This is a genomic window from Thioclava sp. SK-1 (assembly GCF_001705665.1).
In the GTDB taxonomy this organism is placed as follows: Bacteria; Pseudomonadota; Alphaproteobacteria; order Rhodobacterales; family Rhodobacteraceae; genus Thioclava.
In genome coordinates, this window is record NZ_MDHA01000101.1 from 30,906 (window position 1) to 57,766 (window position 26,861).

The following is a 26,861-nucleotide window of genomic DNA, read 5'->3' on the forward strand; positions in this document are numbered from 1 at the left end:
GCCTCATGATGCCATCACGCCGGGCGGTCAGTCGCGGCAGTGACATTCCAATGGCACGTCAGCTGCCGCGGGTCCGTCTGGAAACACCCATCAATCAAAAGGATTTTTGAAAATGAACGAGCCTGTTGTCGACAAGGTTGTCATCATAACCGGAGCCAGTTCCGGTCTTGGCGAGGAAACAGCCCGGCAGTTGGTCAAATCCGGGGCCAAGGTCGCCTTGGGTGCCCGCCGGAAGGACCGGCTTGACATGCTAGTCGCCGAACTCGGCCCCGAAAATGCCTCGGCCTTTCAGGTCGACGTCACCGATCGGGCGGGGGTCGAAGACTTTGTCGCCGATGCTCGGGCCAAATGGGGCAAGGTTGATGCTATGCTGCATAATGCTGGTGTGATGCCACTTTCCCCGCTTGCTATGAAGCGCACCGACGAATGGGACCTGTGCATCGATGTGAACCTGAAGGGTGTCCTTTACGGCATCGGGGCCGTACTGCCGATCATGCAAGAGCAAGGCTTCGGGCAAAATCTCTTCGTCTCTTCTGTCGCAGGCCACGTGGTAAACCCTATCGGTGCTGTCTATTGTGCGACGAAATTCGGGGTGCGCGCCATCGCCGAGTCCCTGCGCCAAGAGGTCAAGGGCTACGGTCCCCTGCGTACGACCATTTTGTCACCGGGCGCTGTGGATACTGAACTTCCTGCCTCGGTCAAGGCCGAGGGTGTGCATGAGGCAGTGAGCGGCATCTATCAGAGCATCGCCATCCCGCCGTCCAGCTTCGCGCAGGCGGTGATCTTTGCCCTCAGCCAGCCGGAGGAGGTGGATATCAACGAGATCCTGTTCCGTCCGACAAAAGAGGCCTGAACTGCTTACCCCTCTCCATAATGATGATCCCTGGCCGGGCAGGCTCTGCGTCGGGGCGTTTCCCACTACATATCTTGGCGGTGCTGTGGCCTCCCTGTTGGGAGGCCACTTATCGATTCATGCGGTCGGAAGACCAGGGATGAACTTCTCGAGGGTCATCGGATAGTTCCGAACGCGCACACCGGTGGCGTTATAGGCAGCATTCGCCACCGCCGCCGCGACCCCGCACAGTCCAAGCTCGCCGACGCCCTTCGCTTTCATCGGTGTCGAGACCGGATCAAGCGTATCGAGGAAGATCACCTCCTGCGCCGGAATGTCTGCATGGACGGGGACTTCATATCCAGCTAGATCGTGTGCAGGGAAATATCCACGATGTGTGTCCACGGCGATTTCTTCCATCAAGGCCGCGCCGACGCCCATAACCATGCCGCCAATCACCTGGCTACGGGCAGTGACCGGGTTCAGGATCCGGCCAGAGTCGCATACGGCAAGCATCCGGCGCACCCGCATCTCGCCTGTCAACGCATGCACGGCGACCTCGACGAAGTGTGCCCCGAAGGTCGAGACGATATGATCGCGGCGAAAGTCGCCGAACGTGATCGTGTCTTCCGATATGATTTCGCCTTCGGCGGCCATTTCGGAAAGCAAGCGATCCAGATCATTGCCGCGGACATGGCCATCGACAAACTCGAGGCTATCCGCATTCTCGACACCAAGCCGGGTCGCGATCTCGGCACGCAAGGCAACGCAGGCCGCATAGACGCCTGCCGTCGCACTTGGTCCGCCCCACTGGCCGCCAGACCCGGCCGATACCGGGAATGCGCTGTCGCCCAAGACAACATCTACAGCTTCGACCGGAAGCCCCATCACTTCGGCGGCGGTCTGGGCAATTACCGTATAGCTGCCGGTGCCGATGTCGGTCATGTCTGTCTCTACGATCAGCCGGCCCGAGGGCTGCAGACGGATCCTCGCGCCGGAGGCCATCGCGGGAGAGCCGCGATAGGCGCCTGCGGCGCCATGGCCAATCAGCCACATGCCCTCGCGCCGCCCCCCGGGTGTCATATTTCGTTCGGCCCAGCCGAAGACCTCTGCTCCGTGTTCCAGGCATTGAACGAAATTGCGGTTTGAAAAGGGCCGGTCTGGTGATTCCGGGTCAACCTGCGTGTCGTTGATGATGCGGAACTGGACGGGGTCCATCTCCAGCTTCTCCGCCATTTCATCCATCGCGATCTCCAACGCCATGAGGCCAGAGGCCTCACCCGGCGCTCGCATCGCATTGGCTTCGGGCAGGTGCATCACGGCCGTATGGTGCACGATCAGCCGGTTGGCACCTGCATAAAAGGCACGAGTCTGTGCTGTCGCGGTTTCGCCTCGGCCCGACGGTAACGTATTCGAAATCGCTTCATGCGCGATGGCGGTGATCCTGCCTTCGCGATCCGCGCCTATGCGAATACGCTGGATTGTGGCCGCCCGGTGAGTTGTGTTGTTCATGATCATGGGGCGTGGCAGCGCAACCTTCACTGGCTCCGCGAGTTTACGGGCGGCCAGTGCTGCGAGAACGGCGTCGGCCCGGAGATACAGTTTGGCCCCAAAGCCCCCGCCAATGTAGGGGCTGTCGACACGAACGTTCTCTGGGTCCATCTCAAGCGTTCTGGCGAGGGATTGACGGATCCAGTCCACCATCTGTGTCGCGGTCCAGATGGTCAGCTTGCCGTCCTGCCAGTTGGCGATCGTGGCGTGCGGCTCCATCATCGCGTGGCTATGCCCCGGCGTGCGGTATTCCCCATCCAGCGTCACCTCGGCTGCCGCGAAGGCACCTTCGAAGTCGCCGATGCGCGAGACTGGCTCTGACCGGTCTTCTCGTGCGCGTTCCCAAGCTGCTTCGAGATCGTAGTTACCTTCCTCGACCTCATAGTCGACGCGCACCAGTGCCGCTGCCGCACGGGCTTGTTCAAAGGTCTCGGCCACGACAACCGCGATGGCTTGATGATAATGCGAAACGCGGTCTCCACCGAAGAGCGGTGCGAAGTTCCAAGCGAAAGGCGAGGGCATCTCGCCGATCTCGAGGGCCGTCACCACCCCGCGGAAGCCGGGAGCCGACTCTGCCGCGCTGGTATCGATTTCAGTGATGCGTCCTTGTGCGATGGTCGAGACGACAGGATAGCCATGCAGCTGCCCGGCGACCACATCATGCCGCTCGAAGGCATATTTGGCATGTCCGGAAACCTTGAGTGGGCCTTCAACCCGGGGCATCGGTTTGCCGACAATGCGGGACTGGTCAAAAAGGTTCTGTCCAGCAGGTTGATTGAATTCCATGGCTTAGTCCTCCGCCAGCAAAGCTGCGAGCGTGCGCTCAGCAAGAGCGATCTTGAATGTGTTCTCCTCGGTCGGCCGCGCGCCATCGAGAAGTTGGGCCACGACGGCGGCCGCGCCATTCGGCAACTCGGCATCTGCAGCGGCAGAGCGCCAAGGCTTGGGCGCGACGCCACCAAGTGCGACGCGACCGGACCCGTCAGGCTGTCGGATCAACGCGACCGACACCAGGGCAAAAGCATAGGACGCACGGTCCCGGACCTTGTGGTAGACCTGCTGGCCGCCGATCGGAGCGGGAAGCGTCACTGCCGTGATCATCTCGCCTGGCATCAGAGCGTTCTCCTGATCTGGCGTGTCGCCAGGCAGGTGGTGAAACTCCTCAAGATGGATGGTGCGGGTCATGCCCGTGGGCGTGATCGTCTCGACGACCGCATCAAGGGTACGCAGCCCGACCGCCATGTCAGATGGATGCGTGGCGATGCAGGCATCCGAAGTGCCTATGATTCCGAGCTGGCGCGAGAAGGCGCCTTCGGTCAGGGCCGAGCAGCCCGATCCGGGCACACGCTTGTTACAGGCCTGAGCGGTGTCATAGAAATAGGGGCAGCGGGTGCGTTGAAGCAAATTGCCTGCCGTGGTTGCCTTGTTGCGCAGCTGACCAGATGCGCCTGCGACCAATGCGCGTGTGAGCACGGGATAATCACGGCGCACACGAGCGTGTGCCGACAGCGTTGTGTTGCGTACCAGCGCGCCAATCCGCAACCCGCCTTCCGGCGTTTCGGTGATCTTGTCGAGCCCGCTGCCGTTGACATCAATCAGGTGCACCGGCGTTTCGATCTCAAGTTTCATCAGATCCAGCAGATTGGTGCCACCTGCAATGAATTTCGCGCCCTCGACCTCTGCGGCACGGGCTGCAGCAGCAGCGGGATCGGCGATCCGTTCGTATGAAAATTCTCTCATGCCTCTTGCTCCGCGACTTCGGTGATGGCGGCCAGGATGTTGGCATAGGCCCCGCAGCGGCAGATGTTGCCCGACATCCGTTCGCGGATCTCGGCATCGGTGATTTCAATCGTGGCCGTCAGGTCACGGGTGACATGGCTGGGAATGCCGTCGCGGATTTCGTTCAGCACAGAGCGTGCAGATTGGATCTGGCCCGGCGTGCAATAGCCGCACTGATAACCGTCATGCTTAACAAAAGCGGCCTGCATCGGGTCAAGGCTATCGGGTGCGCCGATCCCCTCGATCGTCTCAATCTCATCGCCCTCGTGCATCACTGCAAGCGACAGGCAGGAGTTGATCCGTGTGCCGTTCACCGTGACTGTGCAGGCGCCGCACTGTCCGTGATCGCAGCCCTTCTTTGTGCCGGTCAGTTCTACCGACTCGCGGAGGGCGTCAAGCAGAGTGGTGCGGTTATCGACGGTCAGGTTGCGCTCCTCTCCGTTGATCATCAGCGAAACACTCTGGCTCGTGGCTCCGATCGGAAGGCGCGTCTGGGCGTGCGCCGGCGTTGTTTTCGAAAGCGTTCCGGCAGTTATCGCGACTGCTGCGCTCGAGGTCAGAAAGGTGCGGCGGCGTATCTGAAAGTCGATCGGTGGGGACATAGGCTTCCTTGCTGTTTCGAAAACGCACCGAGGTGGCACGAATGCTGGGAGGGGGATGGAACTATGCACCTCAAGGTGGGGGCAGTGGCTGGCGCAGACTATGCTGGATTTTCGATAGGACGGATCGGTATGGGCAATCATTCTTGGCGGTTGACTTCGAAAAATCCCATTCCAGAAAGTGCCGAACATCTGTGAGCATCTGTGTAGGGTGCCTTCGGGCGGACTTGGAGATCGCACGGATGATGGACACGGGGCAGCTTCATTGGCATGACGGAGGTCAATTTTTCTAGAATCAGGTGAACCGCACGATGAGCCGCCGCGCTTTCAACGATCTTTATGTCTTCACGGTCGTTGCGGAGCACCTCAGCTTCACCCGGGCCGCCGCACAGTTAGGCCTCTCCCAATCCACTTTGAGCCAGATCATTCGTAATCTGGAAAAGGACCTTGGCGTGCGTCTGTTCAACCGCTCAACGCGCAGCGTGTCGACTACCGATGCCGGAGCCGAGCTGATGGAGCGCATCGGGCCCCAATTCGACGAGGTTCTGGCAGCTCTCCGTCACCTGGACGCAGTTCGCGAGACGCCGAGTGGGATCCTTCGGATCAATGCGACCGAGCATGCAGCCATTTCCGTGCTTCGCCCGAAGGTTGGGAAATTTCTCCAAGCGTACCCTGATATTCAGATCGAGATCACAGTCGAGGGCTCGATGGTCGACGTTATCGCACAAGGCTACGATGCTGGTGTGCGGCTCGGCAGCGAAGTGGCCAAGGACATGATTGCGGCTCGTATTAGCCCCGACGTGCCGATCGCCTGCGTGGCTGCGCCGTCTTATATTGTCGCGCACTCAATGCCTGATCACCCCACTGATCTTACCGAGCACCGGTGTATTGCTATGCGACTGCCGACGCATGGACAGATCTTTGCATGGGAGTTCGTCAAAGACGGCGAGGAAATCCGGGTGCGCGTCGATGGGCCTGCCATATACAACAACCTCTTTCTTCGCGTCGCATCCGTTCTGGACGGCATCGGTATCGGATATGTTCCGCTCGACCTCGTAGAGGAACATATTGCTAGCGGACGTCTGCAGCCGGTTCTTCAGGATTGGTGGCCGGTCTGGGAGGGATATCACCTCTACTATCCGAACCGCCGACAATCCACTCCCGCGTTTCGCCTGTTCCTTAATGCAATACGGCATCGCTGAGATGGCATAGGCTCTATGCAACCGAGGATGGCTAAAAGTGTCCAGTCGCGGGGGCCACAGTAGCCGACTCCGAACGGTCCTGGGCTGCCGAACTGGCCAAGGTACGACATGAAAGGCGATGAGCTTCTAGTTTCCCGACCTCATGGTTCGCAGCTTGCAGGTCCCGATCACTGGAAGGCAAGTTTCGACGCAGCTGAATGAGCAGTCGAGTTGGGGGACAACTGCCCGTTCTTTCCTGTTTGGGAATGGCTGTGAAACAAGTTGTTGTCATTGCACCGGGTGGGGCAGGTCTTGGTAATAGACGGGTTACGCCGATCGCGCCCACTGTCGCATGTGCTGGGTGAACAGCGTGAATGCACGGGTCTGGTGCGTTCTATTCGGGTAGTACAGGTGGATTTCCGGAATTGAGGGTGTCCAGGCGTCCAGCACCGACTCCAGCGTTCCCGACGCAAGATGCGCTTCCACCAGATCCTGCGGCATATAGCTCAAACCGGTTCCGGCAAGGGTCGCGTTCAGGGCGACCTGGGGATCGGATACGATCAGCTGTGACGGAACACGCACCCGGAAATTGCGGCCATCCTCTTCAAACTCCCATGCGAAAAGCTCGCCACTACGGGAAAACCGCATGTTGATGCAGCTATGGTGCGACAGATCACTTGGCTGCTTGGGTCGGCTGCGACGCGCAAAATACTGCGGTGAGCCGACGATCCTTTTCGGGATCGGTCCTCGGAGCGGAAAGGAGATCATGTCCTTGTCCAATTTCTTGCCAACCCGGATCCCGGCATCGAATTTTTCTGCGACGATGTCGGTAAATCCATTGTCGATCACGACCTCGATCGAAATTCCGGGATAGGTTGGCAGGAAATCACGCAGCGCTGGCTCTAGAATTTGCAGGGCATCATAGTCCGATGCGGTGATCCGGAGGGCACCCGATGCTGTGTCACTTTGCGAGCTGAGCGCGTCGATTTCATGCCGGATAGTTCCTAGACCGTCGCATACGGCGGTGAACATGCGCTCACCTGCCGGGGTCAAGGCAACAGATCGCGTGGATCGTACCAACAAACGGAACCCCAACCGCGCCTCCAAGCGGCGGACCGTCTGGCTGAGCGCCGAGGTGCTGATGTTGAGACGCGCCGCGGCTCGGGTAAAACTCAGTTCCTCTGCCACAACTTGAAAGCTCTCAAGGTCATCATATTGTCCGGCCATTGTGAACTCCTACTTCACAGGTCTTATAGATTAGAGAAGATTATAACAGGTGACTTCATTTGATAGTTCGTGTCCAGAGCGCGATCACCGCGCCCAGACAATCGAAAGGACATAAAATGCGTTTGACCCGCCACCTTGCAACTTCTCATCTTGCCCTGATGGCGGCGCTATCCGTGGTCGGAACGGCGGCCTTCGGCGACACGGTGCCGCCGTCCCAACTGACGGCGGTGAACGTGTCGGGCACCACGCCTATGTCAGCGGCTGCGGTCGATCTGGCAGCAATGGGCTATTCCGAATTGGAGTTCTACACAGAGGGTACCGCGCAGCGCTACCGTGGAGCCATGGACAACGAATTCGAAACCGCCGAGGTCATCGACGGTGGACATCCCTACCGCAGCCGGGTTCTCCTGCGTCGCCCCACACCAGAAGCCTTCAACGGAACGCTTGTGGTCGAATGGACGAACGTGACCGCCGGGCAAGACATCGATTTCGCATTTGCCGAGATGCACGAGCACCTGCTGACTCAGGGTTATGCCGTCGCCGTGGTCTCGGCACAGCGCATGGGGGTCGAGCGTCTGAAAACCTGGAGCCCAGAGCGCTATGCGGGTCTGAGCGTGGATGCCGAGAATACCGACCCGCAGACCGGCGGAGAGATCGACATCAATGTCGGCGTTCCCGGCAATTGGGCGGATCCGCTGTCATGGGACGTCTATTCGCAGACCGTCGCGGCCTTGACAGACACCGAGGCGGCAAATGCGCCGCTTCAGGGCTACGAAATCGAAACGGTTGTCGCTCTGGGGCAGTCGCAATCCGCGCGCCGCCTGACGTCCTACTACAACACGATCCAGCCGCTGACGGGCACCTTCGACGCCTTCCTCTTCGACGATCTGGCGGGGCAGCTGCGCGATGATCTGCCCATCCCCGCGATCACCGTGAACTCCGAGGTCTTGGCGGACATGTTCTCCCCCGCCCAACCCAGCGAGTACGTGCGCATCTGGGAGTTGGCCGGATCGGCCCATAGTTCGGTCTATGGGGCTGAGTATGTGAACAGGATGGTGCTGCGCGATGCCTCGTACCCAAGCGAGACCGGGCCACTGAGCTTTACCGATACGCTTGCGTCACAGAACTGTGACCTGCCGCCGAGCTATTCGAAGGTCGACAACGGCGCGGCGCTGGCGGCGGCGCTGGTGGCGCTGGAAGCCTGGGCCGAAAACGGCACCCCTGCTCCCGCTTCGCAACTCTTTGCGCGGGACGCGGCAGGAGACGTACAACGGGACGCGCAAGGCCTGCCGATCGGCGGACTTCTGTTGCCAGAGTATAGCGTGCCGTCGACCACTTACGCAATCAACGGCCCGTCAGTCTTCTGTATGCTGTCCGGATATTCGCTCGACTTGACGCCCGAGGAGATGACCGCGCGCTATGGCACGTCGCAGGCCTATGCCGAAGCCGTCGACACTGCGGCACAGGCGCTGGTGGAGGCCGGATATTTGCTTCCCTTCGACGCCGCTGCCAGCCTAGAGCGGGCCAAAGCGGTCGAATTCTTCCAGTGAAGCTCGGGACATTCGAAAATCGGGTCAGCGAGCGACACGGAACTCCGCCTTTTTTAGGGTTCCTTGTTCAGGCACCGCGCACTCGCTGACCCAGGAATCACGCTCGCGCGCTGCGGTTCGGTAAACGGGCTAGGTCCAGGCTCCTGTGGCGGTTAGGCTTGGATCTGCCCGCCCAAGCCCCCGAATGCGCTGAGCAAGTTATTCGTGACCAATTCAACCACGGTTACGATCCCCTGTTCGACCAGGCTGGATGATCTAAGCGAAACTGCCGCGGTAGCTGGCGGGCATCCTCGAAAAATCGCAGCCCCTTGGGACGGGGAATGGGAGTGGAAGTGCCTTCGGCGACGATGTCGATCATCCCACCGTCGCCCCGATTTCCACTGCGATTTCAGGTTAGTCCTCCAGGAAATCCGCAAGCCGGGGCTGAAGGATCGCAAGGACTGCGTGTTCGCCCGCGCTGATACGGATCGTCCCGCGCGGGGTCTAGCGATCTGAATTCAGCGCCTCCAGCGCATCCTCCATCTCGTCGAACTGCGGACCCAGACGGGACAGCAGCCGTTCGCCGGCCTCGGTCGGAGAGACGCTGCGGGTCGAGCGCGTCAGAAGCCGCACGCCGAGATTTTCCTCAAGGTTCTTGACGGTCTGCGACAGCGCCGATTGCGACATGCCCAGATGCGCCGCCGCACTCGTGAAGCTGCGGTGCCGGGCCACCACGGTGAAGGCATAGAGCTCATTGAAGGTTCGGCGCATTGATTATGCCTTTTTGCTTATGTCGACATTCGCCTTTATCGACCTAATCGATCAAATGGTGCGGGTCTAGATAAAGCGCAACCCCGGCGCTTGGCCGGCGATCAAATCACACGCAGATCCCATTTCCGGACCCCCATGACACAGACATCTTCCACGCACAGAAAGGCTGTGCTCGCACTGATCGTGCTGAGCTACGCCATGATCGTGCTCGACATTTCCATCGTGCTGACGGCCCTGCCGCGCCTTCAGGCGGATCTCGGCTTTACCGACGCAGGGCTTTCCTGGGTCTCTTCCATCTACACGTTGTTCTTTGGAGGCTTCCTGCTGCTGGGCGGCAAGCTGGGCGATCTGTTCGGTCGCCGCCGCATGTACATGACGGGCCTTGGCATCTTTGCCGTGGCTTCGCTGGCCATCGGGCTGGCGCAAAGTGCGGGCTTCATCGTAGCCGCACGGGCGGTGCAGGGCCTTGGTGCCGCCATTCTCGCGCCCTCCACGCTGGCGCTGCTGCAGGTCACCTTTGGCGCGGGCGAAGAACGCAACAAGGCCGTCGCCTGGTATTCCGCCGCGGCGGGTGTTTCGGCCAGCTTCGGCATGGTGCTGGGCGGGCTGCTGGCCGATCTGGTGTCCTGGCGTGCCGGGTTCTTCCTGAACATTCCGGTCAGCCTTGGCCTGATGATCGTGGCGCTGCGCTTCGTCCAGGAAACGGAGACCTTCAAGGGCAAGGTCGACTTCGGCGGCGCGGTCCTGTCGACGCTGGGTCTGGGCGGGCTGGTCTTTGCCTCCGTGCACGCGGCGGAAACCGGCTGGGGCAGCTGGGGCTCCATCGGGGTTCTGGCGGCGGGGGCCGTCCTGCTGGCGGCGTTTCTGCTGGTCGAGGCGCGGGTGAGCGAGCCGCTGCTGCCGCTGCGCCTGCTGGCCCATGCCGAACGCAGCGGAGCCTATGGCGCGCGCGTGCTGTTCTTGGGTGCCAACGTCGCCTTCTATTTCTTCGTCGCGCAATACATGCAGGAGGTGCTGGGCCTGTCTGCCGCGATGACCGGTCTTGCCTTCCTGCCCGCCACCTTTGTGAACTTCCTCGCCGCGATGAACGTGACCCGGATGATCGCGCGGATCGGGCGTGGGCCGGTGCTGGTACTCAGCCTCGTGACATGCGGCGGTGGCCTTGCATGGCTTTCCTTGCTGGGCACGGACAGCAACCTCTGGACGCAAATCATGCTGCCGATGATCTTCGTGGGCTTCGGGCAGGGGGCTGCCATGGCCCCGCTGACCTCCGCCGGTATCGCAGAGGTCGAGCCCCGTGATATCGGGGCGGCCTCCGGCACCATCAACGTCGCGCACCAGATGGGATCGTCGCTTGGCCTCGCGCTTCTGGTCGCCTTGGCGACGTTGACCTCGGCCTCCGGCAGCTCGGCTGCCGCCGTGGCCGAGCGCACCTCTCATGCGCTTCTGGGCGGGGCCGTTCTTGTCCTGCTGGCGCTGGTCATCTCCAAACTCTTCATCCTGCGGCGCCTCAACTAAGCGCCTGAACCGAAAGGAACCCTTCCATGAAACATCGCAACCTTGGCACGCTCGACGTCTCTGCCATCGGTCTTGGCTGCATGTCCATGACCTCGGTCTACGGGCCCGCCGCCGATCACGGCCAGATGATTGACCTGATCCGCGGCGCCGTCGATCACGGCGTGACCCTCTTTGACACCGCCGAAGCCTATGGCCCCTTTGCCAATGAAGTCCTCGTGGGCGAGGCGTTGGCGCCGGTCCGGGATCAGGTGAAGATCGCCACCAAGTTCGGCTTCGACATCAATCCCGAAACCGGGGAACGCGGCGCGGGCACCAACAGCCGCCCTGCGCGTATCAAGCAGGCCGTCGATGCCATGCTGAAGCGACTGGGCACCGACAGGATCGACCTGCTCTACCAGCACCGCGTCGACCGCGATGTGCCGATCGAAGACGTGGCGGGCGCCGTTGCCGAGCTGATCGACGAGGGCAAGGTGCTGCACTGGGGCCTGTCGGAAGCGGGCACCGACACCATCCGCCGCGCCCATGCAGTGAAACCGCTGAGCGCCGTGCAAAGCGAATACTCGCTCTTCTGGCGCGGACCGGAGGCCGGGCTTCTGGACCTGCTGGATGAGCTGAACATCGGCTTTGTCCCGTTCAGCCCGCTCGGAGCCGGGTTCCTGACCGGGCAAATCACCATGGACACCGTCTTTGCCGAGGACGACTTCCGCAATTTCGTGCCCCGTTTCGCACCCGAGGCACGCGCCGCGAACATGGCGCTGGTCGACCTGGTCCGGACCGTGGCTGAGGAAAAGGGCGCAACGCCCGCGCAGGTCGCGCTGGCCTGGCTGCTGGCGCAGCGCCCCTCCATCGTGCCGATCCCGGGCACGACCAAGGCACATCGCCTTGAGGAAAACCTTGGCGCGGCTTCTCTGGACCTGACGGCAGATGATCTCGCGCGCATCAAGACCGCAGCCGACGCGATTTCGGTCGAAGGGGATCGCCTGCCTGCGGCTGCGATGGAAATGACCGGACACTGATCAAGATGGCCCGGCCGGTGGTCGGGCCATTTTCGTTGCGATGCGACCTGCCTGACATTCCCCACTGAATGTCCCGGAGCGCGGCGCGAGATTCCGCAAAACCTAGCGGCACAATCGTCGCTCTCGGGAGCAAACTCTGCGATATGGCTCATCAATCGTGCACCGCTGTTCTGTCGAACAGCCGTTTGCATGCCGAATAAACCGGGAGACGTCCGTTGCCGAAACCAGAGTTTGCGAAGCTCAATGCCTTCATCACCGTCGCCGAGATCGGCAGCTTTCGTGGCGCGGCCAAGCAGCTGGGTCTGTCGCCCTCGGCACTCAGTCACGCGATTCGGACGCTTGAAGAAGATCTCAACCTGCGGCTCTTCAACCGGACGACGCGCTCGGTCGCGCTGACCGAGGCTGGGCAGGCGCTGCTGCAGCGCATCTCTCCGGCGCTGGACGATCTGGGGCAGGCGCTGGACGACGCCAGCTCCAATGCGCGGCGTCCGCGGGGGCACATTCGGATCAGCGCGTCCGAGGAATCCGTGCAGATCCTGATGCAGGATGTCCTTCCGTCCTTTCTGGCCAAGCACCCCGACATCCATCTGGAATTCGCAACCGAGACGCGGATGGTCGACATCGTCAAGGATGGCTTCGATGCGGGCATCAGGCTGCACGAGGACGTGCCGCTCGACATGGTTGCCGTGCCATTCGGGCCGCCGTTGCGCATGGTCGCTGTTGCCACGCCAGACTATCTTGCCGCTGCGGGCACGCCCAAGGGGCCGCAGGATCTGTTAGCACACAGGTGCGTTCGCTATCGTTTCGAAAGCGGTGCGCTGGTCAAATGGGAGATGGTGCAGGGGCCGAGCAGCCATTCGCTGGATGTCACGGGTCCGCTTACCCTCGGCAATACCAACCTGATGCTCTCTGCCGCGCTGCAATCCATCGCAATTGCCTGGGTTCCTTACCTGAGCGCGGCACCGCACCTGGCAGAAGGCCGGCTGATCCACGTCTTGCCCGACTGGGCCCCGACCTACACTAGCGCGGCCTTGTACTACCCGAAGAACCGTCACCCGCCGCTGGCCCTGCGGCTGTTTGCCGAGGCTGTGCGGCACCGGTCCGATAGGTGCACCGATTAATAAGCCAGATCGAACAAGCCGTGCGATATTCGGGATATTGTTCGGAATCATAGCCTGAAATATTTTATGTCCAACACGCCGATCCGCGTTTTGCGGACCGGCGAGACTTAAAAGGACATGGAATATGACTGAGGGTATCACCGGCAAAGTGGTCGCAATCACCGGCGCAAGTTCGGGTCTGGGTGCGGAAACAGCGCGGCATTTGGTTGCGGCAGGCGCCAAGGTTGTGCTGGGGGCGCGGCGAGTTGATCGGCTCGAAGCCCTTGCGGATGAGCTGGGTCGTGAAAATGCAGCGCCGTTCCAACTGGACGTGACCGATGCGGCGCAGCTTCAGGCCTTCACCGCCTTTGCCGTCGAGACCTTCGGCAAGATCGACGTCATGATCAACAACGCTGGCCTGATGCCGCTGTCTCCGCTGGAGATGGGCCGTGTCGAGGAATGGGACCAGGCGATTGATGTCAACATCAAGGGCGTTCTTTACGGCATCCACGCCGCGCTGCCCTATTTTCGCGAGCAAAAGAGCGGCCATTTCATCAACGTTTCTTCCGTCGCGGGCCACGTGATCAGCCCCGGAGGCGCGGTGTATTGCGCGACGAAATACGCCGTTCGCGCCCTGACCGAGGCCTTCCGGCAGGAAGCCAAGCCCTACAACATCCGCAACACCATCCTGTCTCCTGGCGCGGTCGATACCGAGCTGCCTCAGTCGGTCAAGGCACCGGGCGTGTCGGAGTTCGTGGCCAAGTTCTACGAAGACGCGGCCATCCCTGCCTCCAGCTTCGCGCGTTGCGTGATCTTCTCCCTTTCCCAGCCAGACGACATGGACGTGAACGAGATCCTCTTCCGTCCGACCTCTCAGGAACGCTGAGCCGTCGCAGGCTTTGCGCCTTCGGTGCAGGGCCGCCGCGCCATCCCCAACCAAGGACCTGCCTCATGACCAATTCACCGCTTTCGATTGCCCGCCGTTCGGTGCTCGCCGCCGCTGGCGGGCTGGCCCTGTCGCAACTGGCCCGCTCCACTCAGGCCACCGCCCAGACGCAAAATGCCACGCGTGCAGGGGATTTGCCCAAGCGCAAACTGGGTCAGCTTGAGGTCTCTGCCATCGGGCTGGGCGTGCAGAACATGCACCGCACCTATACCACGCTGATCCCCAACCGGAACGAGATGGTCGGCCTGATCCGCGAAGCCCATGATCGCGGAGTGACCTTCTTCGATACGGCCGAGGCCTACGGCCCGCATGAGTGCGAGCGTATTCTGGGCGATGCGATCAAGGGTTTCCGGGACGAGGTCGTGATCACCTCGAAGTTCGGTTTCGACATCGATTTTGAGACCGGCGAGCGCCGTGGTGGCCGCAACAGTCGCCCCGAACATATCAAACGCGCGGTGGAGGGCATGTTGGCCCGTCTGGGGACGGATCGCATCGACCTTTTGTATCAGCACCGCGTCGATCCGGAGGTGCCGATCGAAGATGTCGCCGGCGCCGTGAAGGGTTTGATGGATGAGGGCAAGGTCCTGCATTGGGGCATGTCGGAAATGGGGCTGCAAACCCTGCGCCGCGCCCATGCGGTGCTGCCGGTCACGGCGGTGCAAAGCGAATATTCGATGCTCTGGCGCGGCCCCGAAGAGGGTGTCCTCGACACCTGCGAAGAGCTGGGCATCGGCTTCGTCCCGTGGAGCCCGCTTGCCGTTGGTTTCCTCGCCGGGGCCATCGACGAACGGACCCGCTTTGCCGAAGGAGATTTCCGCGGCTACACCACTCGGTTCTCGCCCGAAAATCTGCCGCAGAATATGGCGCTGGTCGACGTGGTGCGCGACTGGGCAGGCCGCAAAGGGGCCGAGCCCGGTCAGATCGCGCTGGCATGGCTCATGGCGCAAAAGCCTTGGATCGTCCCGATCCCCGGCACGACGCAGACGAATCACTTGGTGCAGAACATCGGCGCGACCGAGGTCTCTTTCTCAGCCGCCGAACTGGTCGAATTGAACGCCGCCGTCCGGCAGACCGAGATGGCCGGTGCACGGCTGCCCGACGCGGTGCAGGTGATGTCCGGCGTCGAAGCGCCTGCGAAGATCTGAGCTTTCACCCTGATGCAGCCCGAAATGAAGCATGGAAAGTCCCAAATGCCCCACCAAAGCACTCTGAAAACCGCCGCGGCGCTTGCGCTGATCCTCTCGATCTCGCCTGCACTGTCCGAGGCACATACCGAAGACGGCACCCTGTCGGCCCGTGAAAAGCAGGTCGTAGCCCTTCTGAAATCTCTCGAAACCGGAGAGGCCGAGCCCGTCGCAGTCATCAGCCCGGAGACTTACATCCAGCACAATCTCAGCGTGCCGGACGGGGTGGACTCCTTCCGCGCCCTGCAATCCATCGTCGCCAACGGTCAGACCGAGGTGGACACGGTGAGGGTGTTCGAAGACGGCGACTATGTCTTTGCGCATACCGCCTACACGTTCGACGGCCCCATGGCGGGCTTCGACATCTTCCGTTTCGAGGGCGACCAGATCGTCGAACACTGGGACAACCTTCAGCCGATGGCAGACCCCAACCCTTCGGGGCGCACGATGGTGGATGGCGCGACCGATCTGGCGGAACGGACCAGCACCGAAGAGAACAAGGCTCTTGTACGCAGCTTCGTCGAGCAGTTTCTGGTCGACCGGAACTTCGATGCGCTGCCCGGTTTCTTTGATGGTGACACCTACATTCAGCACAACCCGCAGGTGGCCGATGGCCTGTCAGGGGTGGAAAGTGCCTTCGCAGCGCTACCCGCTGCCGGCATCGAGCTGTCCTATGACACGGTGCACTACGTGCTGGGTGAAGGGAACTTCGTCCTGGTCGCCAGCGAAGGCCGCATAAACGGGCAGCCGACCGCGTTCTACGACATGTTCCGCACCCAGGATGGCAAGATCGCCGAGCATTGGGACACGGTCGCGCCGATCCCAACGGAAAGCGACTGGCAGAACGACAACGGCAAGTTCTGAAGCCGCTCTCGCGGCGAGCCTGACACCTTCACTGCATTTTCAAGAGCACGCGGCGGGGCAATCCACAGGCCCCGCCCCGGTTTCGCACACCCCAAAATACAACAGGATCAAGACATGCGATCAACCAGAACTGCGGCTTTGGCACTGGCGATGGCCATCTCTGCCGCCGCAGCCCATGCCGAAAACGACACTCTCCTTGCGGGGCCGGGCGTGGCAATTGCCCAAACCCAAAACGGCAAGGTTCAGGGCTTTGTCCACGACGGGATCTTCACCTATCGCGGCATCCCCTATGCCACCGCGGCGCGTTTTCGGGACCCCAAGCCGGTGCCGGACTGGGACGATATCCGCCCCGCGATGACCTATGGGGACATCTGCCCCCAAACGGCAGTCAATCCGTTGCAGAACTTCATGTTCTCCGGCCCGCATCTGACACAGAGTGATGACTGCCTGAACCTGAATGTCTGGACGCCCTCGGTATCCGATCAGCAGAAGCGCCCCGTCATGGTCTGGCTGCACGGCGGCGGCTTCTCGGGCGGCTCCTCGATCGAAAGCTATGCCTATGATGGCGAGAACCTCAGCCGGACGGGTGATGTCGTCGTCGTGTCGGTCAACCACCGCCTGAATGTCATGGGGCATCTGGACCTCTCGGCCTATGGCGAGGAATACGCTCGCTCCGCGAATGCGGGTGTCGAAGATCTGGTGGCCGCTCTCGAATGGGTGCAGGCGAATGCAGCCTCCTTCGGCGGCGACCCCGAGAATGTGACGATCTTCGGGGAATCCGGTGGCGGCGCGAAAGTGCTCACCCTGATGGCGACGCCTGCGGCTGAGGGGCTGTTCGAAAAGGCCATTGTCGAAAGCGGCACCGTTGTGGGCATGGGGATGACCCTGCTTCCGCCTGAGGCGACGGAACGGGTCGGTGAACTGACGCTGGAAAATCTCGGCATCGGGGCTGACAACCTCAACGAACTTGACAGGCTGCCCTATCAGGCGATTGCGGAGGCCAGTCAGAAGGCGCTCGATCAGACCGCGCAGGAACAGCAGACCCAATCCGTCATGGGACCGGGCATCGGCCTTGCCTGGGCGCCCAGCACCGATGGCAGCTACATTCCCGCCGAACCCGTAGGGGAGGGCTTCCCCGAACTCGGCAAGGGCATCCCCCTGCTGATCGGCAGCAACATGACCGAATGGAACACGGTTTTCTCTCTGTTTGGCGATATCTACGGCGCGCAGACCGACAACTGGAACACATGGTCCGCCGAACAGATCGCCGGGAAATTGCAGGCGCAATACGGGGACGCGACCGACGCCGTGACGGCCGCATTCGCTGCCGCCTATCCCGACCGCAATCCGGCTGATGCGCTCTATGTCGAAAGCTTCCTGCGCGCACCAACCCTGAAGACCGCGAGCCTGAAGGCGGATCAGGGCGGCGCCCCGGTCTATAACTACCTGTTCGCATGGGACACGCCTGTCCTTGGCGGGTTTGCCATGTCCTATCACACCTCGGAAATTCCCTTCGTGATGAACAGCCTCGCGCTCACGGAAACGGCCCACGGCAATGGCGATGAGGCGCGAGCGCTGGCCGACAAGATGAGTAGCGCTTGGGTCGCCTTCGCGCGGACGGGTAATCCGAACGTAGCCGGCCTGCCTGACTGGCCCGCCTATACCCGTGCCAATGGGGCGACGATGATCTTCGGTAACCAGCCCGAGGTGAGAGAGCACCATGACGCCGAACTGATGAAGCTGCTGAACCCGGCCACCGAGTTCTAGGCATCAGACTGGGGCCCTTGTCGTCCTGACACAGGGGCCCGGTCGCATTTATCGCCTTGGCTAATGATGGCTATCCCGATTGCACGGCTAATCGGATGACCGCCCATGGCCCATTTTAATCTTTCACCTGCAACTCTCTCGGCTTTCGCCTGAGACCAATGACACCAAGGGATGTTTTCGATGAAGAGATCAGCACTCACCCTTTCTGCCGGCCTCGCGCTTGCCGGAGTATTCGCCATCGCCGCCTGGGCCGAACCCAACGAGGTCCGCTTCCCTACGGAGGAAATGATCGCGGAGCTGGAGCATTACACCACCGTCACCCGCGGGAATGTGACCGAGTACATGTACACCTCGCCCGAGGCACTGGCCGCGCTGAAGGCGGGCGAAGAGGTGCCCGATGGCACGCAGGTGATCCTGCAAGACTGGCGCGAGGGAGAAGTCTACCGGCTCTTCGTCATGGAAAAGGGCGAAGGCCTTGGCGATGCCTACACCGATGGCACCCGCACCGGTGACTGGCAGTTCCAGTGGTACTGGCCCACCGGCGAGATCAACATGAATGAAGATACCGCCCGCTGCCGCTCCTGCCACATGTCGCGCGAAAGCCGCAGCTACATGTACACCTACAACGACGCGCGCAGCTACGAATGATGCGCTGGACCCGCCCGCTGCCGCGGCTGCTGCTCGATGGTGCGATGCTGATCTGCCTTGTGCTGGCCTTTGCCTATTGGTGGCTGGGCAATGCGGCACATGAGGCTATCGGCACCGTTTTTCTCATCGCCGTCCTGCGCCATGTCGCCAACAATCTCTTCTGGTGGAAGGGGGTGCGGCGGGGGCGCATGACGGTTCAGCGGGCCTGCGACGCGGTCCTCGGCGCGTTGCTTGCTCTGGCGATCGTGGCGCTGCTGCTCACCAGCCTCGGTGTGTCGCGCACTCTGGCGCAATGGCTGCCGATGCCGCGCATTTTCCTACTGCAGGAAATCCACTGGTTCGCAGCCTATTGGGCCATCGCGCTGGCGGCGCTGCATCTCGGCGTGAACTGGAACCGCATCACGGCGCTGGTCTGCAACCTTTCAGGCCTAGCGCTGCCAAGGTGGAGCGGCCCGCTGCTCTGGGTCGTCGCGCTGGCCATCGCGGTGCAGGGCACGTTCAGCGGCTCCATTCTCGGTTTCTGGCCTCGGCTGCGGTTCAGCTATGCGCTGTCCATGTGGGACTTCAACGCCTCCGTGCTGCCGTTCTTCCTGCATTGGGCGGCGGCACTCCTCACGCTCGCGGTTGCAGCGCATGTTCTGTTGTCGATTGCGACCCGAAATCTGCAAGTTCTTCCTGCGAAGAACAGTCGCTGAGCCTAACAGAATGGACACCATCAAGCTCTGCTACGGACGTTTTGCTTCACTCAACTGGCTTGGTCGATAATCCAAGAAGAGTTCACCTGTGTCTCTCATTGCGACAGTTGGCGGCTGAAACCCATCGTCACCCAGATCAACCTCACCCGGCTCTGTCGTCTCCAGCACACGCTGATAATCGTAGGCCGCGGCTCGCGCATCAGCCCTGATCCGACCTGAGATGTCATTCAGGCAATTCAGGTAGTCCTCGACCTCGCTGAAATAACGCCGAAACAGCGCCCTGACCTCGGCACCGGAAAACCCAGCATCGAGAAGGTGCGCGGACTCCGGCCTGATTGGCTTGATGCAAAGCTCTTGCGCAGCCGTAGGGACTGCGAAGACCGCCACTATGGTTGCGGAATTTATGAGCAGTCTCACTGGCGCCTCCTGCTCCGTTCATTCAGCCCGATCAGGCTTCCCATGATGTTCAAAGTCCCTTTCCGCTGCGCCCGCACCATGCCTCGGAGATAGCCCCCTGCGGAAAGAATGGTGGCTTCGGGATCGGCAACCTTCGCATCAGTGATCAGCACACAAAGCATCGCTGCATCTTCACCCAACAGATTCACGGCTTCCTCCCAGGCAGAAGGATGAATCCCCAGTTCAGGCAGTCGCTTTTGCGCGGCGATCACGAAGGCATGGAAATCCAGCCTGCCCCGCTTTTGTCGCTCGATGTCGAGCCACATCTTCATCTCTTCGGAACAAAGATCGTAGAGGCGATCACTGCCTAGGTTCTGAATAAATTTGGACTTGTGCGCCTCGCTGGCCGCCCCATCCTGTCTTTCTAAGCAACGGACGCGGCCGCTAGGCTGCGGCCCAGAAACGATGGATTGCGTGGGCTTGCCCACGCTCCGCGTATCGACATGGTCGTTACAAGGTACTTCGTTAGAATCTTGAGTTGTATCTTGTATATGAAAGCGCTCGTTTTCGAGCGGTCGATCATGCGTTTCGTGCAGAAAGTTAGACGCAGAAATCGTCAGCGCTTCGGCTTCAGCCTCGTGGTTCTGAAGCTCTTCGAGCGACATCCGATGAAGCGCCTGGCCTGACGGCCACTCCGCAAACGTCTGATGGATACGCTCGACCTCTGCTGTCAGCCCATGACGCTCGACCAGCTCGCACAGAATGCCTTTCAGGTGCCGCTTGTGCGAACTGCGCTGACCACGCAGGCGAGCATGAGCCCTGCGATCGGCCTCGATCTCGTCGCGCAGGCACAGAAACTCGTCGACGCGTGCGATCGCCACGCCGAAGAAAACGCCACAACCGGAAAAGCCGGACCGCGCACCATTCGCCATCGTCCGCTTCTCGATGAGCCCTGCGCGGACGAGCGCCGCCTCGTGCTCTCGGATGCGGCAAGCCGTGACGCCACGCTTATGCGCGATCTCGTTCTGGCTGAGATAGCAGCACGGTTCGTCCGGGCCGCGCTTTAACGCGCTCGGCCTGGTCGACGCGATCATGGTGCGAAAGGTCATCATCGCCGCAGCACCGATGCCAAGGCTGGAAGCAACCGCATCGACAAGCGCGACAAAGCCGTCGCGCTCCATGCCGCGTGGAAGCGTTGGTTTGACGGCCTCACACCGTCGGACAGGCAAAGCCTGGGATACATGCATCTGTTCGATCCTCGTTCGTGTGAAGCGAGGCGGCGGCAGGCAAACTTCTACTGGTCGCACAAATGCGTTTTTGACTTGCCTGCAATGTGGGGAAGCTGGTATAACTGATCTTGACTAGAGACGTTTTCGGGCTTGCCGGCCCTAGGTCCTACTTCCCCCCGTGGAAGGTTGCCGCCTTCGCGGGGGCTTTAATTTTTGGGATTTCTTACTGCTCCTTTCCTCGTCACGACTCTCTCGGTCGCATTATTGTGTCATTAGGCATACAGGGTTTCGTTTGAGGCCGCAATTCTGGTAGTCCACCGCCAGCGCCGCCACAACAATTAGTAATCCACCTGCTCATAGCCATATTTTCCTTGGTAGTCCGTCCAGTCGATGAAGACGGACCGCTGATAGAGGCTCGGACAGCTCTCACCCCAACCGGCAAGACCTTCGAAAGCATCCGGCAATGATGCCACCGAACTGCCGGACCAGCTAAAGTCGCCCTGCACGCCATAAGTGCCGACGCGGAGCTTCTCGCTACCACGACAAACACCATCATCACCGCCACTTTGACGTTGGCGGGCATATTCGACGTTGTAAACGCGGATTGAGCGGACGAAGTCATACTCGGACCCGCTGATGTCGATGTCGGCCACGCCGTTGTCGTCGGCATAGTCCGCGATCAGGGACATCATCTCATCCTTCTTAGTCGTCGGCACAGGCAGCCCCTCCAGGACGGCCGAGAATGGCTGCGGTGTCGAAGGCATCGGCGTGCTCGAAGCTTCACGCAAAAGCGGCAGAGGGCTCTGGCCCTGAGGCGGGCGGTAGGACACGCCCAAGGGACAGTTCCAGATCTGTAAGGGAGGCTCCACCGGCCAAGGCGTGATCCTGCTGATGAAGACGGATCGCGCTTCGTTGCATTCGGTGCTGCCGGGCCAGCCTCCCGCCAGACAGATCAGGATCGCACAGTCGACCTGATAGGCTTGTGCAGCCGGAGGAGCCGCCAAGGAGAGGCCCGCACAGGTCAAGGCAGTCGCGGCGGCGCGCCGCATCGCATGTCCATCCAGGATCAAGGCCTCTGCCTCCTTCGCATCTTCGATCGGCATGTCCCCGCCGGTGTCCCGCTCGCGCGATGGTCACAGCGGGGTGATCATCCTATAGCGGAGAACGTCAGGAATAGCGCCAAAGCACCAAATTTGACGCCAAACTTCCAGAACAAGCGCTTATTGTCAAATACGCTAAGTCCATGTTTGGCGCTTTTCATAAACATAGGCTTCTTTTAGTCGTTTAGCGCCTTTTTCAAAAAAAGGCTTTAAAGTTGAAAAAAGTCGTGATTCAAGGATACGCAGCACCTGTCCAGAAATTCCCAACGACAGGTGTCAGCCAATGTGGAACCCACGCGTGATTACGACTGATGCAGTGCAAAACTTCCTTGAGAAGGGTGGCAAGCTCGACTACCGCCCGATTCACACCCCAAAAGGATGGAACTGGGAGCTCTGGGCTGTTCAGACGAACGGCGCGGCCAGCCCGGTCATTTCCTCGAAGACTGGCGAAGCCCGCGTCTTCAAGTCTTCCGATGCGCTGGTCAGCTTCCACATGCGCATTTTCCCCGACGCCGAAGGTGTTTGGGTGCCTGCCCCGAAATCTGGACAAGACGAAGACACCGAGTGATCGCTTCGGCGCTCTGCGCTGGCTGATCCTCCGACCGCTCTGCCGTTCCCTCCTCTCCCTCTCGATCCTTTCAGCATTCACCGTCGGCTCACCGCGCCTCGCGCAGGCTGAGCCCATGAATGCCACCGCGTTCCGGGCCGTCGCCGAAAACTGCGCGCCCGGTGTCGCCCCCTCCATCATGGAAAAGCTCGTCGCCGCCGAGAGTGGCTTCAACCCGTTCGCCATCGGCGTGAACGGCCCGGATCGGGCATCCTATGCGCCGCGCTCCGCCAATGAGGCAGCGCAAATCGCTGCCCGCCTGATCGCAGAAGGCAAGTCCATCGACATGGGCCTCGGGCAGATCAACAGCGCCAACCTGTCCTGGCTCGGGCTGACGCCCGCCACCGTGTTCGATGCCTGCCGCAATCTGACGGCGGCGGAAACCGTGCTGCGCGACGGCTATGACCGGGCGCGCGATGCCGGAGCGGACCAGACACAGGCCCTGCACCAGGCACTTTCCTCCTACAACACCGGCTCTTTCACGCGTGGTTTCCACAACGGCTATGTGGCCCGCGTGCTGGGAGAGGGGTCCGTGACCGCCCCCTCGATAGAAAAGCGGTCGCCCTCCCCGAGTGACGACAAGGACAGCGCGAAACGATGGGACGTGTTCGGCGCGGCCACCGGATCAAACGCCTTGGTTTTTCAATAGAAGGACGCAACCATGAAGACCTTTCTGACCCGCTACCGGAGCATCGGCGCCCCGATGTTCCTGGCTGCGGTCCTGACCGCAGCGGCGCAGCCCGCCGCCGCCGCAGGCTTCACCGACTTCCTGAACAACATCCTCGACGAGTTCGAAAGCGCCAAGCAGCCCATTGCCCTGATCGCGCTCATGTTCATCGGCGCGGGCTGGCTCTTCAACTTCGTCGATCTTCGCCGTGCTGCTTGGGCGGTTGGCGGCGTCGTCCTGATCTACGCCTCCTCCGAGGTGCTCAGCATGATCACCGGCTGATCGGCAGGGAGGGCAACCAATGGAAAAGGTGAAGATGAACGAGGACGTGCTGTTCCTCGCCCTCACGCGCCCGGCGATGATCTTCGGCATCCCTGTCGAAGCCTTCGCCATGTGCTGCGGCATCGGCGGTCTGGCGATGATCGCCGCGGACTCGATCTTCTACCTGCCCATTGCGATCCCCCTTCTCGGCGTCTCTCGCCTGATCGTCGAGCGCGATCAGAACGCTTTTCAAATCCTGTTTCGCTGGCTGGACACAAATGCCCGGTGCCGGAACCGGAGCCTCTGGGGGGGATCATCGACATCCCCCCTGCGTCTCCGCCGCCTCTATAAGATCGAGGAGATCGACTGATGGGCCTGCTCGACAAGATCAAGACCGAGAACACGGCAGACCGCTACCTTCCCTTCATCCGCCATTCGGACGCGCACACGATCATCACGCGCAACCGGGGGGCCTTCCAGATGCTGAAGCTTGAGGGCGTCTCCTTCCGCACGGCAGATACCCAGCTCATCAACACGCTGCACAACCAGCTCAGCCATGCCCTGCGCAACATCGCCGACGACACCGTCATGGCCTATGTCCATGTGGTCCGGGCCACCGATGACGACTATCCGTCTGGCACCTTTGTCACCGACCTCGCCCGCTGGATCGACGAGAGTTATCGTAGCCGGATCGAGGCCAAGCGCCTGTTCCGGAACGATCTGTATCTGACCGTCTACATGCAGCCCCGCAGCCTGCCCGGCGGACGGTTGGCAAAGGGCGTCCGTCGCGCCCGCACCAGCCAGATCGAGGTGGATCAGGATCTTCTGGACGATCTCGACGACAAGACCACGCAGCTGACGCGCAGCCTCAGCCGCTTTCGGCCCCGGAAGCTCTCGATCATCAGGGACCACCGCGACCTGCTGATCTCCGAGCCTGCCAGCGTCCTGAAGCAATTGATCTCTGGCCGGTATGAGCCGGTCCCGCTGGTGCACGGGACCATTGGCAATGCGATCTACACTGACCGGGTGATCTTCGGGCGAGAGGCGCTGGAAATCCGCCATGCCGCCGCCAGCACCTATGGCGCGATGTTCGGCATCAAGGAATACCACGCCCGCACCCGCCCGAACATGTTCGACAATCTGCTGACGGCCCCGTTCCGTTTCGTCCTGACGCAGTCCTTCCGCTGCACGGCGAAGAACGAGGCGATGCGTCAGATGGCCCTCAAGGAAGGGCGGCTGCGCAACGCGAATGACCCCGCCGTGTCCCAGGCGGACGGGCTGCGCGACGCCCGCGACGACCTGATGTCGGGCGAATTCGTGATGGGCGAACATAACCTGTCCCTGACGGTCCTGACCGATGACGCGAAGGAACTGAAAGCCCGCGCCGCCGATGCGCATAACCTGCTGTCGGAATCCGGGGCTGTCGTCGCCCGCGAGGACATGGGGCTTGAGCCGCAATTCTGGGCGCAGCTTCCCGGAAACCATGCGCATCGAGCACGGGTCGCGATGGTGACCAGCCGCAACTACACGGCCATGTCGCCGCTTCACAATTACCCGACCGGCCACCGGCACGGCAACGAATGGGGCGATGCGGTCAGCAAGCTCCAGACCAGCGCCGGAAGCCCCTTCTACTTCAATTTCCATGTCGGCGATCTCGGTCACACCTTCATCTGCGGCCCCTCCGGCTCCGGCAAGACGGTGGTGCAGACCTTCCTGCTGTCACAGCTGGAAAAATTCGGGGCGAAGCGCGTCCTCTTCGACAAGGATTATGGGGCCGAGATCTTCGTCCGCGCCTCGGGCGGCTCCTATCTCGATTTTCAACCCGGTCGCCCGACCGGCTGCGCTCCGTTCATGGCAATCGACCTTGATGCCGACGGCCAGGCCTTCATGGTCGAACTGGTCAAATCCATGCTGGGCGGCGAGCGCGCCACCTTCTCGGCCGAGGACATCCGGCGGATAGAGATGGCCGTCACCGGCCTGTCCAACCTGCCGCGCAATGGCCGCACCGTCTCTGCCCTACGCGAATTGCTGGGGTTCGGCGGCGGCGCGGAAGACATCGGCAACCGGCTGGATCGCTGGCTCGGCAACGAACGGCTCGGCTGGGTCTTCGACAATTCCGAAGACACCATCGCCTTCGATGCCGACCTGGTGGGCTTCGACATCACGGCTTTCCTCGACGATCCGGAAATCCGCAACCCGATCATGATGTACCTCATGCGCCGGGTCGAGAACCTGATCACCGGCCAGCGCATCGCGATCTTCATCGACGAGTTCTGGAAGGCCCTGTCCGATCCCTACTTCTCGGACTTCGTGAAGAACAAGCTCAAGGTCATCCGTGTCTGACGTCAGCACCTATGGGACAGATATGAGGATTTGAATAACGGAGGGTTTCTGGTTCATCGTAGCCTTTAAGGAGCGAAGATGAACAAGAAGCCCGGAACATCGAAAGACGCAGCTGACAAGCTGGTCAAAGACATCCGCCGCAAGACCCGCCAGACCTACTCTGCGGAGGAGAAGATCCGCATTGTTTTGGCCGGATTGCGCGGGGAGGAAAGCATCTCGGCGTTATGTCGTCGTGAGGGCATTTCTGACAGCCTGTATTACACTTGGTCGAAGGAATTCCTTGAGGCTGGAAAGCGTCGTCTTTCCGGCGACACGGCGCGTCAAGCGACATCGCCTGAGGTGAAGGAGTTGAGATCTGAGGCCATGGCCCTGAAGGAATGCGTGGCCGACCTCACCTTGGAAAACCGTCTGCTCAAAAAAAGCATGACAGGGGCTGGGGAGTTCGAGGAATGAGGTATCCAGCAACCGAGAAGTTGGAGATCATTCGCACAGTTGAAGGGTCGCATCTGCCAACCAAGAAGACCCTTGATATGCTGGGCATCCCGCGCACCACATTTTACCGATGGTATGACCGATATGTCGAAGGTGGCTTTGATGCCCTGGCAGATCGTACGCCACGTCCAAAGTCGGTCTGGAACCGCATCCCTGATGTCCGCCGTGACGATCTGATCGAGTTTGCGTTGGAGCATGAGGCACTGACCACACGCGAGCTGGCCGTTAAATATACCGATGAGAAGCGATATTTTGTTTCTGAATCATCGGTTTACCGCATCCTGAAAGCCGCTGATCTGATTACTGCGCCGGACTACGTGGTGATCAAGGCCGCCGATGAGTTTACGGACAAGACCACCGCCATCAACCAGATGTGGCAGACTAACTTTACCTACTTCAAGATCATTGGCTGGGGCTGGTATTACTTGTCCACCATCCTCGACGACTACAGCCGCTACATCATCGCCTGGAAGCTCTGCACGAACATGCGGGCCGAGGATGTGACCAGCACGATCGAGCTGGCGCTTCAGGCATCGGGCTGCGACCAAGCCGTGGTCCG

25 protein-coding genes and 1 pseudogene are annotated in these 26,861 nt (G+C 61.1%); 18 read left to right on the plus strand and 8 right to left on the minus strand.

Annotated features, from left to right (window positions below; all coding sequences use genetic code 11):
- The first annotated feature begins 112 nt into the window (after positions 1–112).
- The gene (locus tag BFP70_RS19950) at positions 113–853 is read left to right on the plus strand and encodes an SDR family oxidoreductase (protein WP_066013871.1); all 741 of its coding nucleotides are present in this window, start codon (positions 113–115) and stop codon (positions 851–853) included.
- 117 nt (positions 854–970) lie between these two features.
- On the opposite strand, the gene paoC is transcribed toward BFP70_RS19950, so the two are convergent.
- From paoC to paoA, 3 genes are read right to left on the minus strand one after another with little or no spacing between them, the layout of a single operon-like run.
- The gene (gene paoC, locus BFP70_RS19955; RefSeq protein ID WP_066013872.1) at positions 971–3,169 is read right to left on the minus strand and encodes an aldehyde oxidoreductase molybdenum-binding subunit PaoC; all 2,199 of its coding nucleotides are present in this window, start codon (positions 3,167–3,169) and stop codon (positions 971–973) included.
- A 3-nt stretch (positions 3,170–3,172) separates the two neighbouring features.
- Positions 3,173–4,123, minus strand: coding sequence for a xanthine dehydrogenase family protein subunit M (locus tag BFP70_RS19960; protein ID WP_066013873.1), 951 nt, complete (start codon positions 4,121–4,123; stop codon positions 3,173–3,175).
- Positions 4,120–4,764: an aldehyde dehydrogenase iron-sulfur subunit PaoA gene (paoA, locus tag BFP70_RS19965; protein ID WP_066013875.1), complete on the minus strand. Its 645-nt coding sequence runs from the start codon at positions 4,762–4,764 to the stop codon at positions 4,120–4,122. Before paoA ends, BFP70_RS19960 begins: the two co-directional genes overlap by 4 nt.
- Positions 4,765–5,072: 308 nt before the next feature.
- Here paoA and BFP70_RS19970 point away from each other — a divergent pair, with 308 nt between their 5' ends.
- Entirely contained in the window at positions 5,073–5,963 is an 891-nt protein-coding gene (locus BFP70_RS19970) for a LysR family transcriptional regulator (protein WP_066013877.1), read from the plus strand.
- A gap of 306 nt (positions 5,964–6,269) precedes the next feature.
- Here the strand turns inward: BFP70_RS19970 and BFP70_RS19975 are convergent, their stop codons facing one another.
- A complete protein-coding gene (locus BFP70_RS19975; RefSeq protein WP_066013879.1) occupies positions 6,270–7,169 on the minus strand; it encodes a LysR family transcriptional regulator in 900 nt (299 codons plus the stop codon).
- Between the two features lie 116 nt (positions 7,170–7,285).
- On the opposite strand from BFP70_RS19975, the gene BFP70_RS19980 reads away from it, so the two are divergent.
- The gene (locus tag BFP70_RS19980) at positions 7,286–8,719 is read left to right on the plus strand and encodes an alpha/beta hydrolase domain-containing protein (protein WP_066013880.1); all 1,434 of its coding nucleotides are present in this window, start codon (positions 7,286–7,288) and stop codon (positions 8,717–8,719) included.
- Positions 8,720–9,202: 483 nt separating this feature from the next.
- Here BFP70_RS19980 and BFP70_RS21530 read toward each other — a convergent pair whose 3' ends face one another.
- Positions 9,203–9,469, minus strand: a complete 267-nt coding sequence (locus BFP70_RS21530; protein WP_066013882.1) for a LysR family transcriptional regulator — start codon at positions 9,467–9,469, stop codon at positions 9,203–9,205.
- 135 nt (positions 9,470–9,604) lie between these two features.
- Between BFP70_RS21530 and BFP70_RS19990 the strand changes: the two genes are divergently transcribed.
- The 9 genes from BFP70_RS19990 (at position 9,605) to BFP70_RS20030 (ending at position 19,207) form a co-directional block, all read left to right on the plus strand.
- Positions 9,605–10,987, plus strand: a complete 1,383-nt coding sequence (locus BFP70_RS19990; protein WP_066013884.1) for an MFS transporter — start codon at positions 9,605–9,607, stop codon at positions 10,985–10,987.
- 26 nt (positions 10,988–11,013) lie between these two features.
- Positions 11,014–12,003, plus strand: coding sequence for an aldo/keto reductase (locus tag BFP70_RS19995; RefSeq protein ID WP_066013886.1), 990 nt, complete (start codon positions 11,014–11,016; stop codon positions 12,001–12,003).
- Positions 12,004–12,218: 215 nt separating this feature from the next.
- Positions 12,219–13,124 (plus strand): LysR family transcriptional regulator, encoded by a 906-nt coding sequence (locus tag BFP70_RS20000; protein ID WP_066013887.1) that lies wholly within the window; start codon positions 12,219–12,221, stop codon positions 13,122–13,124.
- Between the two features lie 124 nt (positions 13,125–13,248).
- Positions 13,249–13,989 (plus strand): SDR family oxidoreductase, encoded by a 741-nt coding sequence (locus tag BFP70_RS20005; protein WP_066013888.1) that lies wholly within the window; start codon positions 13,249–13,251, stop codon positions 13,987–13,989.
- Positions 13,990–14,054: 65 nt separating this feature from the next.
- Positions 14,055–15,194 carry an aldo/keto reductase gene (locus BFP70_RS20010; RefSeq protein WP_066013889.1) on the plus strand — a complete coding sequence of 380 codons (1,140 nt, stop codon included), beginning with the start codon at positions 14,055–14,057 and terminating at the stop codon, positions 15,192–15,194.
- Positions 15,195–15,239: 45 nt separating this feature from the next.
- Positions 15,240–16,097, plus strand: coding sequence for a nuclear transport factor 2 family protein (locus tag BFP70_RS20015; RefSeq protein WP_218059705.1), 858 nt, complete (start codon positions 15,240–15,242; stop codon positions 16,095–16,097).
- A gap of 150 nt (positions 16,098–16,247) precedes the next feature.
- Positions 16,248–17,864, plus strand: a complete 1,617-nt coding sequence (locus BFP70_RS20020) for a carboxylesterase/lipase family protein (protein WP_218059706.1) — start codon at positions 16,248–16,250, stop codon at positions 17,862–17,864.
- 180 nt (positions 17,865–18,044) lie between these two features.
- On the plus strand, positions 18,045–18,512 hold the full coding sequence (locus tag BFP70_RS20025) for a cytochrome P460 family protein (protein WP_066013918.1): 468 nt from the start codon (positions 18,045–18,047) through the stop codon (positions 18,510–18,512).
- Positions 18,509–19,207, plus strand: a complete 699-nt coding sequence (locus tag BFP70_RS20030) for a DUF4405 domain-containing protein (protein ID WP_066013893.1) — start codon at positions 18,509–18,511, stop codon at positions 19,205–19,207. Before BFP70_RS20025 ends, BFP70_RS20030 begins: the two co-directional genes overlap by 4 nt.
- Before the next feature lie 30 nt (positions 19,208–19,237).
- Here BFP70_RS20030 and BFP70_RS20035 read toward each other — a convergent pair whose 3' ends face one another.
- The 3 genes from BFP70_RS20035 to BFP70_RS20045 form a co-directional block, all read right to left on the minus strand.
- On the minus strand, positions 19,238–19,624 hold the full coding sequence (locus BFP70_RS20035; RefSeq protein WP_066013895.1) for a hypothetical protein: 387 nt from the start codon (positions 19,622–19,624) through the stop codon (positions 19,238–19,240).
- A complete protein-coding gene (repC, locus tag BFP70_RS20040; RefSeq protein WP_176715612.1) occupies positions 19,621–20,784 on the minus strand; it encodes a replication initiation protein RepC in 1,164 nt (387 codons plus the stop codon). Before repC ends, BFP70_RS20035 begins: the two co-directional genes overlap by 4 nt.
- A gap of 386 nt (positions 20,785–21,170) precedes the next feature.
- Positions 21,171–21,935 (minus strand): hypothetical protein, encoded by a 765-nt coding sequence (locus tag BFP70_RS20045; RefSeq protein ID WP_255356795.1) that lies wholly within the window; start codon positions 21,933–21,935, stop codon positions 21,171–21,173.
- A gap of 280 nt (positions 21,936–22,215) precedes the next feature.
- On the opposite strand from BFP70_RS20045, the gene BFP70_RS20050 reads away from it, so the two are divergent.
- From BFP70_RS20050 to BFP70_RS20540, 6 genes and pseudogenes are all read left to right on the plus strand, one after another.
- Positions 22,216–22,500, plus strand: a complete 285-nt coding sequence (locus BFP70_RS20050) for a hypothetical protein (protein WP_066013899.1) — start codon at positions 22,216–22,218, stop codon at positions 22,498–22,500.
- A 115-nt stretch (positions 22,501–22,615) separates the two neighbouring features.
- Complete coding sequence (locus BFP70_RS20055; RefSeq protein ID WP_066013900.1) at positions 22,616–23,188, plus strand: lytic transglycosylase domain-containing protein; 573 nt, start codon at positions 22,616–22,618, stop codon at positions 23,186–23,188.
- 12 nt (positions 23,189–23,200) lie between these two features.
- Positions 23,201–23,488, plus strand: coding sequence for a TrbC/VirB2 family protein (locus BFP70_RS20060; protein WP_066013901.1), 288 nt, complete (start codon positions 23,201–23,203; stop codon positions 23,486–23,488).
- A 19-nt stretch (positions 23,489–23,507) separates the two neighbouring features.
- A complete protein-coding gene (locus BFP70_RS20065; protein WP_066013902.1) occupies positions 23,508–23,837 on the plus strand; it encodes a type IV secretion system protein VirB3 in 330 nt (109 codons plus the stop codon).
- Positions 23,837–25,810, plus strand: a complete 1,974-nt coding sequence (locus tag BFP70_RS20070; protein WP_066013904.1) for a VirB4 family type IV secretion system protein — start codon at positions 23,837–23,839, stop codon at positions 25,808–25,810. The genes BFP70_RS20065 and BFP70_RS20070 overlap by 1 nt, the downstream gene beginning before the upstream one ends.
- Positions 25,811–25,888: 78 nt before the next feature.
- A pseudogene (locus BFP70_RS20540) lies at positions 25,889–26,861 on the plus strand (helix-turn-helix domain-containing protein); the annotation flags it as partial.